The sequence below is a fragment of the Chloroflexota bacterium genome (assembly GCA_014360805.1).
GTDB lineage: Bacteria > Chloroflexota > Anaerolineae > DTLA01 > DTLA01 > DTLA01.
In genome coordinates, this window is the sequence record JACIWU010000072.1 from 1 (window position 1) to 15,264 (window position 15,264).

Annotated in this window: 13 protein-coding genes; all 13 read right to left on the reverse strand. The window is 65.0% G+C overall.

Annotated features, from left to right (window positions below):
• Positions 1 to 68: 68 nt before the first annotated feature.
• Positions 69 to 1,784: a (2Fe-2S)-binding protein gene (locus H5T65_11280; GenBank protein MBC7259816.1), complete on the reverse strand. Its 1,716-nt coding sequence runs from the start codon at positions 1,782 to 1,784 to the stop codon at positions 69 to 71.
• A 37-nt stretch (positions 1,785 to 1,821) separates the two neighbouring features.
• Entirely contained in the window at positions 1,822 to 4,941 is a 3,120-nt protein-coding gene (gene nuoF, locus H5T65_11285) for an NADH-quinone oxidoreductase subunit NuoF (GenBank protein MBC7259817.1), read from the reverse strand.
• 74 nt (positions 4,942 to 5,015) lie between these two features.
• Positions 5,016 to 5,399, reverse strand: coding sequence for a (2Fe-2S) ferredoxin domain-containing protein (locus H5T65_11290; GenBank protein ID MBC7259818.1), 384 nt, complete (start codon positions 5,397 to 5,399; stop codon positions 5,016 to 5,018).
• 44 nt (positions 5,400 to 5,443) lie between these two features.
• Positions 5,444 to 6,004, reverse strand: coding sequence for an ATP-binding protein (locus H5T65_11295; protein MBC7259819.1), 561 nt, complete (start codon positions 6,002 to 6,004; stop codon positions 5,444 to 5,446).
• 2 nt (positions 6,005 to 6,006) lie between these two features.
• Complete coding sequence (locus H5T65_11300) at positions 6,007 to 6,477, reverse strand: NAD(P)H-dependent oxidoreductase subunit E (protein MBC7259820.1); 471 nt, start codon at positions 6,475 to 6,477, stop codon at positions 6,007 to 6,009.
• 18 nt (positions 6,478 to 6,495) lie between these two features.
• Complete coding sequence (locus H5T65_11305) at positions 6,496 to 7,254, reverse strand: PHP domain-containing protein (protein MBC7259821.1); 759 nt, start codon at positions 7,252 to 7,254, stop codon at positions 6,496 to 6,498.
• A gap of 11 nt (positions 7,255 to 7,265) precedes the next feature.
• Positions 7,266 to 7,622 (reverse strand): serine kinase, encoded by a 357-nt coding sequence (locus tag H5T65_11310; protein ID MBC7259822.1) that lies wholly within the window; start codon positions 7,620 to 7,622, stop codon positions 7,266 to 7,268.
• Positions 7,622 to 8,599: a CBS domain-containing protein gene (locus H5T65_11315; GenBank protein ID MBC7259823.1), complete on the reverse strand. Its 978-nt coding sequence runs from the start codon at positions 8,597 to 8,599 to the stop codon at positions 7,622 to 7,624. The genes H5T65_11310 and H5T65_11315 overlap by 1 nt, the downstream gene beginning before the upstream one ends.
• Before the next feature lie 21 nt (positions 8,600 to 8,620).
• Positions 8,621 to 8,983, reverse strand: a complete 363-nt coding sequence (locus H5T65_11320; GenBank protein ID MBC7259824.1) for a hypothetical protein — start codon at positions 8,981 to 8,983, stop codon at positions 8,621 to 8,623.
• Between the two features lie 339 nt (positions 8,984 to 9,322).
• Entirely contained in the window at positions 9,323 to 9,712 is a 390-nt protein-coding gene (locus H5T65_11325; GenBank protein ID MBC7259825.1) for a hypothetical protein, read from the reverse strand.
• A 58-nt stretch (positions 9,713 to 9,770) separates the two neighbouring features.
• Positions 9,771 to 11,042: an imidazolonepropionase gene (locus H5T65_11330; protein ID MBC7259826.1), complete on the reverse strand. Its 1,272-nt coding sequence runs from the start codon at positions 11,040 to 11,042 to the stop codon at positions 9,771 to 9,773.
• Between the two features lie 26 nt (positions 11,043 to 11,068).
• Positions 11,069 to 13,474 (reverse strand): penicillin acylase family protein, encoded by a 2,406-nt coding sequence (locus H5T65_11335; protein MBC7259827.1) that lies wholly within the window; start codon positions 13,472 to 13,474, stop codon positions 11,069 to 11,071.
• 65 nt (positions 13,475 to 13,539) lie between these two features.
• Positions 13,540 to 14,880, reverse strand: coding sequence for a glycoside hydrolase family 1 protein (locus H5T65_11340; GenBank protein MBC7259828.1), 1,341 nt, complete (start codon positions 14,878 to 14,880; stop codon positions 13,540 to 13,542).
• Positions 14,881 to 15,264 lie beyond the last annotated feature (384 nt).

The following is a 15,264-nucleotide window of genomic DNA, read 5'->3' on the forward strand; positions in this document are numbered from 1 at the left end:
GGATTATCCTCCTTGAAGTCTACCTCTCGTGCGGGATCAGCGCCGCCAACCCCGCACGAGGTCGGCCACTACAGTCTTTCCGCCAGCCGTGCGAGCACCTCGGCCTCGGTGAGAACGTCCGCGGGCCTGGGCACAGCCGGCCTGACCACCGCTTTGCGCCCATCCAGCGCGGTGAAGGCGCCTTCCTGCTCGTACCAGAGGGGCGCCGGCAGCACCAGGTCGGCGGTCTCTGCGGCCGCGCTCTTGTAGGCCGCATGCACGACCAGGAATGCGGCTCGCCGCGCTTCCTTTACCGCACCCTCGGGCAGTTCTTTGTCTCCCAGCAGCAGGTAGAGCACCTTGGCCCTATTGGCGCGTAGGCCGTCTTTCAGCCCCAGTTGCCTGGCCCTGTGGCCGTTGACACCCGGGAACAACGGGATGAATCGGGCCTTGCCGGTGAGCGCCGCCAGTTTGCGCGCATCGGCCCTGTCCAGTTGGCTGCCGTAGATGACCACGGGCGCGACGCTCCCCTGGCATATCTTCACGGCCTCCGCAAGTTCGGCCATGGGGAACTTCCTATGCGCGAAGGGGAGCATTCCGTTGGCTCCGTCGGCCACCACCAGGAGGCGCGCCCCCTTGTCCAGCGCGCGCTTGACGCGGTAGCCGAGCACCCGATGATCGGCGAGCGGGTCGCCGCCGGCCACAAGGATGCAGTCGGCCACGTCCACATCGGCCAGAGTTCCGCCCGCCGGCAGGTCCAGTTCCTCCAGGGTCGGCTCCAGCACGCCGACCGTGGCGTGTACCTTGCCCTGGAAGACCGTGAGGAACGCGCCGAGCGTGTCGTTCAGCGCGTTGCTGGTGGCGTAGGCGGCGGTCTTCTTGCCGTTATTCCCTTTCGCCCGCGCAACGAGGACATCCAGCGCCTCATCCCACGAGACGGGCACGAGGGCATTGCCCTTGCGGAGCATGGGCGACGTGAGACGTTCGCGCGTGTCGTAGAGCGGCTCAAAGCGGCCCGCCACGCACAGCACGCCCTGGTTGGGGGCATCCCAGTCGCCCTCCACGCGAAGCACGCGGCCGGCGCGGGTAACGATGCTTGTGCCGCAGCCCACGCTGCAGAATGTGCACGCGCTGGCCGTACGCTCCACATGGACCTCGCGGCCCATGTACGCGCTCTTGCGGTCAATGAGCGCGCCGGTGGGGCACACCTGCAGACACGTCCCGCACGAGACGCAACTGGATTCGCCGAACGGAACATCCATGTCGGCGCTGATCATGGTCTTGGCCCCGCGGAAGCGGACGCCCAGCGTGTGGTTGGCCACCAGGTCCGAGCACGCCCGAATGCAGCGCCGGCACAGGATGCAGCGGTTGTGATCCATGATGAAGTACTTGCGCGTGCCATCCACCGGCATCTTCGGGAAGGGCGTGGGGTAGGTCCAGTGGTCCAGCCCGTACCGGTACGCCATCGCCTGGAGTTCGCAATCGCCGCTCATCTCGCAGTACATACAGTAGTGGTTGCGCTCGGAGAAGAGCATCTCCAGGACGAACTTGCGCGCCTCCACCGCCTTGGGCGATTCGGTCTCCACCTCCATCCCTTCGGAGATGGGGAACGTACACGCGGGTTGCAACGTGCGCTGCTTGGCCACCTCAACCAGGCAGAGGCGGCACGCGCCGATGTTCGCCAGAGCAGGGTGGTGGCAAAGGGTGGGGATATCAATCCCCGCCTCTTTCGCTGCGTCCAGCACAGTGATGCCCGGTCGCGCTTGAATCGGCTTTCCGTTGATTTTGATGTTGACGGTTGCCATCGGGCAAATCGCCTCCTTTCTGTGCATCGCGTGAGAATTACGCCCGCGTCTGCGCGGCAACGGCGTCCTTATCGGACTGCGTAACGGCTAGAAGGCCCATGGACTCCAGCCATTCCAGGTCGCACCGCAGGCACCGCTTGCATTCCTCGCGGGCGGTCTTTTCGTCAAACCCGAGTTCCACCTCGTCAAAGGAGCGGACCCGCTGCTCCACGGGCAGTTCGGGCATTTCGGGCCGCTTGGCCTCGGCGTAGTCGTCCATGTTGAACATCTGCGGCACCTCGTGGTAGGGCGTTACGTACTTGGGCCGCTCCACCTTCTGGCCCTTGAGGTACGCGTCCACGGCCACGGCCACCTTGTTGCCTTGCGCCACGGCCTCCACGACAGTCGCGGGCCCCAGCGCCGCGTCGCCCGCCGCGAACACGCCCTCGCGGGTTGTCGCCAGGTCGGGCCCGGTGGTGATGGTGCCATCGCGGTTGAAACTGATGTCGCCGCAGGAATCCAGGCACTCCACGGCCAGCGCCTGCCCGATGGCCGGAATCAGCAGGTCCACATCCAGCACGAACTCGGAACCCTCAATCGGGACGGGCTTGCGGCGGCCGCTGGCGTCAAACTCGCCCAGTTGCTGCGCCTGCAACTCCACGCCCGTAACGTGATCGGTGCCGATGACCCGCACGGGGTTGGTCAGGAAGTGGAACTGGATGCCCTCCAGCGCCGCGGCGTGGACCTCGTCCTCCCACGCGGGCATCTCGCCTCGCGTGCGGCGGTAGATGAGGTGCACTTTGCTCGCGCCCAGGCGCAGGGCTGTGCGCGCCGCGTCCACGGCTACCGCGCCGCCGCCCACGACGGCCACCCGCTTGCCCTTCACGTCCGGCTTCTTGCCCAGGGCCACATCCTTCAGGAAGTTGACGCCGTGGTACACGCCGGGCAGGTCCTCGTTGGGGATGCCCAGTTTGCGGCTCTTGTGCGTGCCGATGGCCAGCACGACGGCGCTGTAGCCCATGCCGTTCATCAGGTCGTCCATAGTGAAGTCGCGGCCCATCTCCTGGTTCAGGCGAATCTCCACCCCCGCCCGCTTGATGTTCTCAATCTCAATGTTCAGGATGTCGCGCGGGAGTCGGTACTCGGGGATGCCGACCGCCATCATGCCGCCTGCCACGGGCAACTTCTCAAAGACGGTTACCGGATAGCCCAACTGGGCCAGGCGCAGCGCCGCCGTCAGCCCGGCGGGGCCTGCGCCGATGACGGCCACTTTCTTGTCCTTGGGGCCTTCCTTCTTCGGCGGCGTCCACGGGTGATCCTTCTCCTGGTCGGCCATGAACCGCTTCACCTGGCGCAACGCCACCGGCTCGTCCACGTCGCCGCGGCGGCACTTCTGCTCGCAGAAGGCCGGGCACACGCGCCCGCAGATGAGCGGGAACGGGTTGCGCTCGCGGTGAATGTCCAGCGCCTCTTGGTAGCGCCCCTGCGCGGTCAGCGCCACGAAGGCAGGCACATCCACCTCCGACGGGCAGGCGTTGATGCAGCGCGCGCGCACCAGCGCCTTGCACGTTCCGGCGGGGCATTCCTTGTCCAGGATGTGCGCGCGGAACTCGTCCTCAAAATAGCGCAGGGCGGCCATCACGGGGCCGGGCGTCAACTGGCCCAGGGCGCACAGGGCGCCGGTCTCCATCCCCTTGGCGATTTCGCGGATGGTGTCCAGGTCTTCCAGTTTGCCGTTGCCCTCGGTAATGCGCGTCAGGATTTCCAGCATCCGCTTGCCGCCGACGCGGCAGGGCACGCACTTGCCGCACGATTCCGCCTGGGCGAAGGTCAGGAAGAACTTGGAGAACTCCACCATGCAGGTGTCTTCGTCCACGACGATCATGCCGCCCGAACCCATGACCGCGCCCACTTCCTTGAGCGAGTCAAAGTCCACCTTGACGTTGAGGTGCTGGGCCGGGATGCACCCGCCAAGCGGGCCGCCGGTCTGCACGGCTTTGAACTTCTTGCCCCTGGGGATGCCGCCGCCGATGTCAAAGATGATCTCGCCCAGGGTGATGCCCATGGGCACCTCCACCAGGCCGGTGTTGTTCACCTTGCCGGTGAGGGCGAAGATGGCCGTGCCCGGGCTGCGCTTGGCGCCGATGCTGCTGAACCATTCGGCTCCGTTGACGATGATCTGCGGGATGTTGGCGTAACTCTTGACGTTGTTCAGGTTCGTCGGCTTGCCCCAGAGGCCCGACACGGCGGGGAACGGTGGCCTCGGGCGAGGCTCGCCGCGGCGCCCCTCAATGGAGGCGATGAGCGCGGTCTCCTCGCCGCAGACGAACGCGCCCGCGCCTTCCTTGATGTGCAGATGGAAACTGAAGTCGGTGCCCATGATGTTGTCGCCGAGCAGCCCATACTCCTCGGCCTGGGCGATGGCCGTCTTCAGCCGCTTGATGGCCAGCGGGTACTCGGCGCGGCAGTAGATGTACCCCTCCTTCGCGCCCACGGCGTACCCGCAGATGATCATGCCCTCAATGACGCTGTGGGGGTCGCCCTCCAGGATGGAGCGGTCCATGAACGCGCCCGGGTCGCCCTCGTCGGCGTTGCAGACCACGTACTTGACATCGCCGGGGGCCTTGGCGGTGAACTCCCACTTGACGCCGGTTAAGAACCCCGCGCCGCCGCGACCGCGCAGCCCAGACCGCTTAACCTCCTCAATGACCTCTTCGCGGGTCATGCTGGTGAGGGCCTTGGACAGGGCTTCGTACCCGCCACGTGCGATGTACTCCTCTATCTTCTCGGGGTCAATCATGCCGCAGTTGCGCAAGGCGATGCGAATCTGCTTGCTGTAGAACGGAATCTCTTTGTAGAACGGCAGGGCCTTATGCGTTTCAGGCTCGGTGTACGTGAGCCGCTTGACCACGCGCCCCTTGACCAGCGTTTCCTCCACGATGGTGGGCACATCGCTGGCCTGCACCTGGCAGTAGAAGATGCCTTCGGGGTAGATGATCATCACAGGCCCCATGGCGCAGAATCCGCGGCAGCCGGTGTGCACCAGTCGCACCTCGTCCTGCAGGCCGCGGCGCTTGATCTCCGCCTCCATGGCCGTCATGACCTCCACCGATCCGGAGGCCGTGCATCCGGTCCCGCCGCATACCAGCACGTTGGCCCTATAGAATGGTTCGGCCATATCGGGTTCCTCCTTGTCTTCAGTCTACAGTGTACGCATGGGTGGTTCTCATTCGGTCTCAGAATCCGCTGTTCCTACTGGATTCCTTTGGAATCCAGGCGGCCCAGCGCCCATTCCTGGACGACGTGGCCGTGCACGAGGTGCTCCTCAATCAGGCGCGGCACCATGTCGGGGGTTACGTTGGCGTAGGTAACCCTGGGCTTGCCCGCCTGCTCAATGTCCACCAGGGGCTCCTTCGCGCACATGCCGATGCAGCCCACCGTCTCCACGTGGGCCTCAATATCCCGCCGTTCCAGTTCCTTCAGGATGGCGTGCATGACATCGCGGGCGCCCGCGGCGATCCCGCACGTGCCCATGCCGATGATGATGCGGGTGCCCGTTTCGGTGCGGACCCTGAGGTCCTTCTGGGCCTCCTCGCGGATTCTCTTGAGTTCCTCCAGGCTTTTGATCTTGGGCATTCTGCCACCTCCTCGCTTTGCCAGTTATCCTTGCGTCATACGGTTTACGACTGTTGGGATCGGTGGGCGTGCAGGCTTTCTTCCCCTTCACGCAGCGTCTGCCACAGCCATTGCCGCACGGCCGGATGTGTCAGCGGGATGTCTCCCAGTTCGCGCCGCACGTCTGCCGAGTCAAAGGAGAACTCGGCTTCGCCGACCCGGTGCGTGTACGCCACATCAACAGGGCGCCCCGACAGGAGAATCGCCATGAGAGCAGACGGCATGTCGCCGAGCGGGGCGCGGTCTAGGTGGCTATGCCGAAACGTGGCCCTCACGCGCGTCCCCCGGCCCGGCTCCGACTCAATCGTCAGGTCGCCGTCACAGCGTTGGGCGGCCGCGGCGAACAGGGGAAGCCCCAACCCCACGTGGCGGGTCTCCCGCGTGGTGAAGAAGGGGTCCAGCGCGCGCTGCGTCATCTCCTTGCTCATCCCGCGCCCGTTGTCGGCAACCTCAATGACCAATCGGTCCGCTCCCAAGTCCTCGTCAATGCGCACCTCAATGCGCGTTGCGCCTGCCTCTACGGCGTTCTCCATCACATCCAGCACATGAAGGGAAAGTTCTCGCACGCCTACTTCAACTCACGGATCGTGCGGATCATCTCCTCGGGCGTCAGGCGGCCATGCACCTTCTCGTTGATGACCGCCACCGGCGACAATCCGCAGGAACCCAGACAATAGACCACTTCAAACGTGTACTTGTAGTCGGGCGACGTCTCGCCCGCGCGGATGCCTAACTCGCGCTCCACGGCGTCAATGATCTTGGCCGCGCCGCGCACATGGCACGCGGTCCCGTCGCACTGGCGGATGATGTACTTCCCGCGCCGCGTGAGGTAGAACTGGGCATAGAACGTTACGACGCCATACACTTGGCTGAGCGGTGTGCGGGTGCGCTCCGCAATGTGTTTGAGCACCTCTGGCGGAAGGTAGCCGAAAATCTCCTGAGCCCGCTGCAAGATTGGAATCAGGGCCCCTTTGGCTCCGGCGAATTCGTCAATGACCTCGTCCAGCGGCGCCAAGTCCAGGGTTTCAGGTTGGCTCATACGACTTTCCTCCTTGTTCTACGATTGGGTTGGGTGCCAGTCCACTGCTACTTTCCGGCCCTCCACGCCCCGAAGAGCCAGGGAAAGTTCGTAAACGGTCGGCGCAGCCACTTTGAACAGGGTGCGATTCCGAATCTCGCTCAGCCTATGGGCATCTCCGTTGACCACAAGGGGCCAGGCCCGCAATTCGGGCCACTGCGAGAAGCCCGCCTCCGGCTGAAACCTGGCCGTAACCTCCAGCGCGTCGGCGCCGAGGTTCGCCGGCACCATGCCCAGGTTCGCCAGCAGGCTGAAGGACGGCCGGTCCACGTGCGCCGGTATCGCCAGCCCCCCCAGCGCGTGCACCCGCGCGACGGCCCGCTCCAGGCCGATGTCGGCCGACGCCGCCAGCAGGCGCTCCTCGGTGCGCACCCATTCGCCCTCCGCGTCCACCACATACTGCGGCCCGAAGAACTCCTCGCGGTTGGCTAGCGGCGGCAGCGCACGCCAGACCTCTTCCTGCCACTGCCCGCACTGCTCCACCGTGTCAAACAGGCACAGGAGGTGGACTTCCTCGCGGGTCTGGAGTTCCATGCCAGGGAGCACGGCCAGGCCGGTCCCGTCGGCTGCGCGGATGACGGCCTCGGCGTTGGCGCAGGCGTTGTGATCGGTAACCGCGATGATCCCCAGGCCCAGGCGACACGCGCGCCTGACGATGAGCGGCGGGATCATCTCCACCTCGGCGCACGCCGAAAGCACCGTGTGAATGTGCAAGTCTGCGAGAAACGGTCGCAGCATAAGGTCTGCGGCTACGACGACGGTTCCGGCTCGCCGCGCACGCCCAGGGCGGACAATTCGCCCACGACGGTGAACGTCGTCTTGGGTGTGAGCAGCAGGCTGACGCCTTCCTGTTGCGCGCGTGCGAGGGTCTCCTCGTCGGGCCGATTGCCCTCGGTGATGATGACCGCGGCCAGGTCCAATAGGCTCGCCACCGCGACCACGTTGGCGTGCGATTGCAGCGTAACCCAGACGTAGTCCTTCTTGGCGCGGTTCATGGCGCAACTGAGCAGGTCCGACGCATATCCGGCTACAACGCGCCGCTCCAGGTTCCCCTCGCTCCCCGCCACTTCCAGAGAGAGTTTCCGCACGATTTCCGATAGGGTGATCACGGTTTCTCCTTGCCGTCGCTTGCAGCGGGCTCGCTTACGGAATTACCGCTGCTGATGACAGGCGACACTTTGATGACGATTTCCAGCCGCGTGCCCACGCCCACCTGCGACTCCAACTTCATGGAGTCGGAGCACTTTTTGATGTTGGCCAGGCCCATGCCGGCGCCAAATCCCAACTCGCGAATCCAGTTCGGCGCGGTGGAGAACCCGGGCTGCATGGCCTGCTCAATGTCCGGGATGCCCGGGCCGTTGTCCGTCGCAACGATGCGGATGACTTCCGGCTGGATTTCCGCGATGAGTTCGCCTCCGTTGTCCGTGTGAATGATCAGGTTCATCTCGGCTTCGTAGGCGGCGATGGCCACCCGTCTCTGGATCATGGGCGGAGCCCCCAGACGATCCAGCGCCCGCTTGATCTTGCTGGACGCGCCGCCGCCGCCGCTGAAGTCCCGCGCCTTGATGCGATAGCGCAGGATCAGCCCGGTCCGGTCCGATACGATGTCCTCAAAGATGTGCCGGGCGCGGTAGCGACTGATCTCCTCCGCGTGATAGTCCAGCCCGATGGCTTCCAGCAGCCCGCGGGTGATGTCGCCGCCGGTCAGGATGCCCACCAGGTCCCCGTGCTCGTTGACGACCGGCAGCCGCCCCACCTTGTACTGGGCGAATTTCTTCACCGCCTCCACCACGGACTCTCTGGCCTGCACCGTGATGATGCGCGTAGCCATCCGCTCCCGCACGGGCGCGTGAATGTCGCCCTTCTCCAGCGCCTTGATGAGATCCTCAATGGAGACAATCCCGACGAGCCGGCCGCCTTCCAGCACCGGCGTGCCCGATATGCGGTTGATCCTGAGGATCTCCTTGAGTTCGCTCATGGTCGTATCGGGAGCCACGGTGATGACGTTCTTGGTCATCACCCGCTCTATCGGCAGTTCGTAGATAAGTTCCTGTATCCTTGTGATCTGAGGGACCTGCGACACGAGCGCTCCCGATGCGGTGCGTTACCCCTGTTTGGAGTCCAGGTCGCAACTGGCCATCCCGGCCTCGTAGAGTCTGCCGCACATTTCAAACATGGTGTAGGGCGCAGCGATGAGCGGGATGCCTTTTTCTTTCGCCAGGGCTATGGTTTCGGGGCCGGGTAGTTTGCCCCGGACAAACACGATGGCAGCGATGTCGGCCATTTCGGCCGTGCGCACGACTTGGGGGTTGACGAGGCCAGTCAGGAGCAGCGCGTTGGGTTTGGCGAAGGCCAGAACGTCGCTCATGAGGTCGGCGCCAGCAGCGCACGAAATCTCCATGTCCAGGTTGACGCCTTCGGTGAGCACCCTGCCTTCCACCACTCGGATGATGTCTCTCAACTTCACGCTTTCACCCCCCGGACAGGAAGCCCCTATGAAAAAGGGCAAGGCTCACTGCGAGGTGGACCTTGCCACGCGATGGCACCTTGCTGCGACGTGAGCGACGTAGCACCAGCATTCGGAGTCCATTCTCCCCGCACGCCCCTTTGCATGCACGATTGGGAAAACCATCACGACCTTGCCTATCATATCACAAAGTGCCCTACACGTCAAGTTGGGCTTATGGACAACCAAACACTTGCAAATACCGGCGGGCGCGTCTGGTAGCGAGGAGGGGATTGAAGAACAGAGCGGGTTCCAGGAGCAAAGAGAGCGGATGGGCCACCACCCCAGAAGAATCGCGGCCTATCGCCCTCCGATCAAAAAGATGCCCGCGGCCACCAGCAGCGTCCCCACCCACTGGCGGGCTGCGATGCCCTCGTGGAACAGCAGCGCCGCGCCCACGACCTGCACGCCGATGATGGCCAGCCCCACCGTAACCGGATAGGCCACATGCAGCGGGAGAAACTTGAGCAGCCACGTGAGGGTGAGGACCGTGGCCAGCCCGGCTAGGTTCCCGACTACCTGCCACGCCAGGAACCCGCGCCAGTTGGAACTGGCCGCGGAGAGTTTGAAACTGGAGTTGGCGACGATGTTGAACAGCAGGTTGCAACCGACGAGGCCCGCCACCTGCACATTGGTGTGGCACTGTAGGGCCTGTGCCTGGGTGCGTAGAAACCCGCGGAATATGTTCACCTCCCCGCGGCCAGCGCGGGACTAGGACGGCATGCCCGCGCCTGGCATGGTCATCATATCACTGCTCGTCGCCCGCCCCCAAACAAACCGTCCCCCGCTTTATCACCACCCGCACCATGTTCGTTCCGAAGCGGTACGCCAGCATCCGATACGTGGGCACATCCATGATGAGGATGTCGGCCTGCTTGCCCGCTTCCAGGCTGCCGACTCGGTGGCCCATGCCGATGGCGTGGGCCGCGTTGATTGTGGCGGCGACAATGGCCTCGGCAGGCGTCAGCCGCATGGCCCGGCACGCCAGGGCGATGATGAACTGCATGGACTCGCAGGGACACGTGCCCGGGTTCAGGTCTGTGGCCAGGGCCAGCGCGCCCCCCTGGGCCACAAGCGCGCGGGCCGGCGTGTACTCGCGATGCCCCAGGCCGAAGGGCGTCCCGGGGAGCGACACGGCGATGACGTCCGACTGCGCCAGCAGTCGCACCTCGTCCTCCGGCGTGGCCACCAGGTGGTCCGCCGACACCGCGCCCAGTTCCACGGCCAGGGCCGTGCCGCCCAGCGCCTTGAACTCGTCCACGTGAATCTTGAGGCCAAGCCCCAACCCCTTTGCTCGCTCCAGGATGCGGCGGCTCTGCTCCAGCGTGAAAGCCCCATCTTCGCAGAACACATCGCAGAAGCGCGGGCGCGATTCGGCGGGCAGCGCCGCCACCGCCGGCAGCATCTCGTCCGCTACCAGGCGCACGAACCCCTCGGCGTCGCCCTTGTACTCGGCGGGGATGGCGTGCGCGCCCAGGAACGTGGGCACCAGTTCCACGGGCTGCGCGCAGTTCAGCGCCGCAATGGCGTGCAACATCTTGATCTCGTCGGCGGTGGTCAGCCCGTAGCCGGTCTTGGCCTCGGCGGTTGTGGTGCCGTGCTCCAGCATTCGGCGCAGGCGAGGCATGGACTCGCGCACCAGGTCGTCCACCGATGCGGCGCGGGTGGCGCGCACGGTATTCATGATGCCGCCACCCGCCGCCATGATCTCCATGTACGAAGCGCCCTGCAACCGCATCTCAAACTCGTCGGCGCGGTGGCCCGCGTACACCAGGTGCGTATGCGGGTCCACGAATCCGGGCATGACCACGCGCCCGCCCGCGTCCAGTGTCCGCTCGGCGTGGACGGTGCGCCGGAGTTCGTCGGTGGGGCCAACGGACACGATGAGACCATCGCGGATGGCCACCGCGCCCCAGGGGATGAGGCCCAGGTCGTTCATGTCCGGCCCGCGCCGGGGGCTTCCCCCCGACACCAGGGTCAGCAATTCGCTTGCGTTGACGATAAGTAGGTCGGCTTCCACAGCGTCTCCTCACGGGTTGCAAAGATTCACGGTTTGAGAATCAGGGTGTCCACCGCGGCCTTCTCCACCTGCTCGCGGGCCCACAACATGGGATGATACTTCACGTCGCGCCAGTACAGGACCATGTCGTCATAGTGTTTGTGGTACGTGTGCCCCGACTGGCCGGTCGTGTGCATGGACTGGGACCGGGTGAAATCCGCGACATCTATGACCTGGCGGTACGACGGCAGCACTGTAACGCCGTAAGGGCGTATCACGCTGAACGGCGTGTTGTTCACGACTTCCGCGGCCCCGTTCACGGGCACCGGCCCGCGGTTCAGGAGCGCCTCTATCGGCGCGATGCCCGACTTACCCAGCGACTGATTGCGGAAGGTGGCCGTGTGCACGTTGCCCCACTTCCAGTGCGGCATGTCCGGCCCCAGGCGCTTGGTGAGATCGTCCACGGCGTGCTTGAGGGCGCGGAGCAGGATGTCGTCGCGCGTCTCCACCTGCCCCGTGCGCTTGTCGTCAAACCAGGGCCAGTTGGGGTCTTCCAGCCCGCGGACCATGGCCACCGTCGTCATGGACGTGGCGCCGAAGTACTGCTTGAGGATGTTGGCACCCATCTCGTCCAGGTACGTGTCGCGTACTAGGTGAAGCAGCGCCGCCCCGAAAATGGCCGCGCCGGCGCTGTCCTTGTCAAATCGGTAGTCCCACCCGCGCAGAATCTCCAGCGCCTGGCGCAACTCCTGGGCCTGGGGCTTCAGGTTCAGGAAGTACGGCAGCACCTCTTTCGCCCCCAGCGACAGGGTGTCGGCATGCATGGCCTGCATGTCCTCCACCGACAGTTTGGCCTTGGCCTGGATCATCTCCGTGATGCGCGCCGCGCGGTAGCCGCTGCCCCACTCCAGCGACACCAGGTACGGGTACTTCTCATCCACCACGGCGTGATTCGCCGTAACCACGAATCCCTGGCTCGGATTGAACAGGTAGGGCATTTCCTCAAACGGGACGTAGCCCAGCCATTCGTACTCTCCGGTGTGGCCCGGGACGGGCATCAGCCCGTCGCCTTTGGCGCGGATGGGCCACTTGCCGGTGGACTGATAGCCGATGTTGCCCTGCACATCCGCGTACACGAAGTTCTGGCCGGCGATGTCCCAGTCGCGCAGCGCATCGCGGAACTCATCCCAGTTGCGCGCCAGGTCCAGTTTGATCACGGCGCGGAACAGCGTGTTCGGCTCCAGCGCCGTCCACCGCAGGGCCGTGCCCGTGGGCAGCGGCCCCATCACGTCGTTGACAATGGGGCCGTGGTGTGTGATCCGCACGGTCAGACTCACCGGCTCGCTCTGTCCGGCCACGCGGATTTCTTCCTGGATGACCTGCATGTCGCGCCACTCGCCCTTGAACTCGTACTGATTCGGGTTGTTGGGGTTGATCTTCTCCACGAACAAATCCTGCGTATCAGGCCCCAGGTTGGTAACGCCCCAGGCGATGTAGCGGTTGTGGCCGATGATGACGCCCGGCGCGCCCGGGAACGATGACCCCACCACGTCAAAATCGCCGCCGTGCAGGCCGATCTCGTACCAGATGGACGGCATCTGGATGGCCAGGTGCGGGTCGTTGGCCAGGAGCGGCATGCCGGTGGTGGTCCTGCTGCCCGCGACGACCCAGTTGTTGCTGCCCGTGCCCAGCACCTCGCGGCCCGCGAAGCGGTTGACATCATCCAGCACCGCCAGCAGCGACGTGTCCACATCCTGCCATGCCACGCCTGTGGGGACGATGACCGGGTGATCGGGCCTGTAGGCGGGCAGCAACTGTTGCACGGCGTCCGCGCCGAACTTCTTGAGCACGACCGCGCGCATGATCTCCGAATCCATGTTGCCGCCCAGATCGTAGGCCATCACCTTCGCCCATGTCAGCGTGTGGACCGGGGTCCAAGGCTCCGGCTCAAACTTCGCGCCCGTCAACCCCAGCAGTGTGAACTCAATGCCCAGCCGGCCTTTGCGCTGCTGGATGTAGGCCGTTACCCCATCGGCGTAGGCCTGCAGGATTTCGCGCGTCTGGGAATCCATCCGCCGCAGTTCCTCTTCGGCGATGCGGTCGAACCCCATGGTGCGCAGGAACTTGTCGGATTCCAGGGCGCTCTTGCCCAGGATTTCGGCCAGCCGCCCCATACCGATGCGCCGCCAGAACTCCATCTGCCACATGCGGTCCTGGGCGTGGACGTATCCCTGGGCGAAGAACAGGTCGTGGTTGTTCTGCGCGTAGATGTGGGGGATGCCCCACTCGTCGCGCAGGACGCGCACCTCGGCCTGCAAGCCGGGGACGGTGAGCGTGTCGCTCGTCTGCGGGAAGTTGCGCCGCACAAGATACACCCCGCCCCCGCCGATGACCGCCGCCAGTACGACCAGGAATGCCAGGATACCCAGCAGGACCTTCTTCAGGGTTCTCATCGCACTGCCTCCCTTTGCTGAAAGTTCGCAGGCCGCGCTCCCCTGGCGCGGCCGCTCTCGCCGAGTTATCCGAACACCTGACCCGCGACCTCCGGAGCGTACTGCAGGACGATCTCCTTGGTGATGGCGTTGGCTGCGCAGATGTCGCGATAGACCTCGCCGCTGCGCTTCAGCGTCCGCTCCTGGGTCTCAAAGTTCGTGTGGTAAAGGCCAAACCTGGCCGCGTATCCCTCGGCCCATTCAAAGTTGTCCAGCAGCGACCAGTGGAAGAACCCCTTGACCGGCGCGCCCTCGCGGATGGCCCGGTGCACGGCCGCCGTGTGGGTGATGAGGAAGCGCGGGCGCTGCGCGTCAGTGTTGTCGGGGATGCCCGTCTCGGTAACGATGATGGGCTTGCCGTATCGGCTCAACCGCATGAGCAGGCGGTACAGCCCGTCGGGGCAGACCTCGCCCCAGCCGTCCATGCTGTATTCGGCCCCGGGCATGGGGAAGCGCCGCGCGAAGAACATCCCCGGCTGGCGCAGGTCAAAGGCCACCATGTCGCGCCCGTAGTAGTCAATGCCGATGTAGTCCAGGCAGTTGACCGCCTCGGGCATCCGATCCCATCGGCCGATGGGCGGACGGAAGACGCCGTCCATCGCCGCCGACAGCGCCACGCCATTCATCAGCCAGTCCAGCACGCCCGCCACGAACCGATCCAGTGGCGAGCGCGGGTTCCAGGGGTCAAAAGGCCGCATGTAATGCACGAAACTCACCATCGGGGGCTCGGCGATCCGAGCGTGCAGTTCCCGATAGGCCAGGGCGTGGCCGCGCATCAGGTGGCGCAGCACCCGCATCGCCGTGCGGAAACTCTTCTTGCCCGGCGGCCACTGGCCCATGATGTAACTCATGAGCGCCAGGATCACCGGCTCGTTGATGGTGGCCCAGTAGTGGGCCAGCGACCCCAGTTCGTCGGCCACTTTAGCGGCGTAGCGGCGGAACAGGTCCACGGTCTGCGGGTTCTCCCAGCCGCCTTTGGCCGCCAGCCAGCGCGGCAGGGTGAAGTGGTACAGCGTTACCAACGGCTCCAGGCCCCGCTCGCGCAGCGCCTCCAGCACGCGGCGGTAGTGGGCAATCGCCTCGGCGCTCCACTGCCCCTCGGCCGGCTCAATGCGGCTCCACTCCAGCGAAAACCGGTGGGCGTTGTTGTTCAGCGCCTTCGCCAGGTCAAGGTCCTGCTCGTACCGGTTCCACTGGTCGCAGGCAAGGCCCGATTTGGAGCCGTCGTGGATGTGGCCGGGGACCTGTTCCCAATCCCACCAGTCGTTGTTGTCGTTGTTGCCTTCCACCTGATGGGAGGAGGTGGAAGTGCCCCAGAGGAAACCGTCGGGGAATTGCAGGCGGGCGTCCTTGGTCTCGCGTGTCATACTCCCTCTCCCATAGAGTGAACTTGGCATCGCATGGGCAGCCGTGCTTGAGTGTACAGAGACTGAGCGAAGTATAGCACAGCACAGGGGCGCGTCAAGCAAAAGGGCCACGCCTTTGTGCGGACGTGGCCCTTTTGGTGCCCCGCGGGCTCCCTGGGAAGAAGGGTTTTGGTCTGGCGCAAACAGGTAGCACGGGGGTCTTGCACTTCATTGTAGCGCCCGTAGATGAATTCGCGATGACAAAACCCGCCGCAGGAGATGACAGTTCGTCAAACAAGCGCGGGGGTTTAGCCCCGCGCGGTGATGCCAACCTCACCCTGGCCCTCTCCCGGCGAGAGAGGGGACGGATTCGCCTGTCCCCACACGATCCGACCCCCTCACGTT

Coding starts and splice junctions, on each gene's coding strand:
- nuoF (MBC7259817.1), bottom strand. CDS start 4,941: ATGGCCGAACCATTCTATAGGGCCAACGTGCTGGTATGCGGCGGGACC.
- H5T65_11305 (MBC7259821.1), bottom strand. CDS start 7,254: ATGCTGCGACCGTTTCTCGCAGACTTGCACATTCACACGGTGCTTTCG.
- H5T65_11335 (MBC7259827.1), bottom strand. CDS start 13,474: ATGAGAACCCTGAAGAAGGTCCTGCTGGGTATCCTGGCATTCCTGGTC.
- H5T65_11280 (MBC7259816.1), bottom strand. CDS start 1,784: ATGGCAACCGTCAACATCAAAATCAACGGAAAGCCGATTCAAGCGCGA.
- H5T65_11300 (MBC7259820.1), bottom strand. CDS start 6,477: ATGAGCCAACCTGAAACCCTGGACTTGGCGCCGCTGGACGAGGTCATT.
- H5T65_11340 (MBC7259828.1), bottom strand. CDS start 14,880: ATGACACGCGAGACCAAGGACGCCCGCCTGCAATTCCCCGACGGTTTC.
- H5T65_11290 (MBC7259818.1), bottom strand. CDS start 5,399: ATGCCCAAGATCAAAAGCCTGGAGGAACTCAAGAGAATCCGCGAGGAG.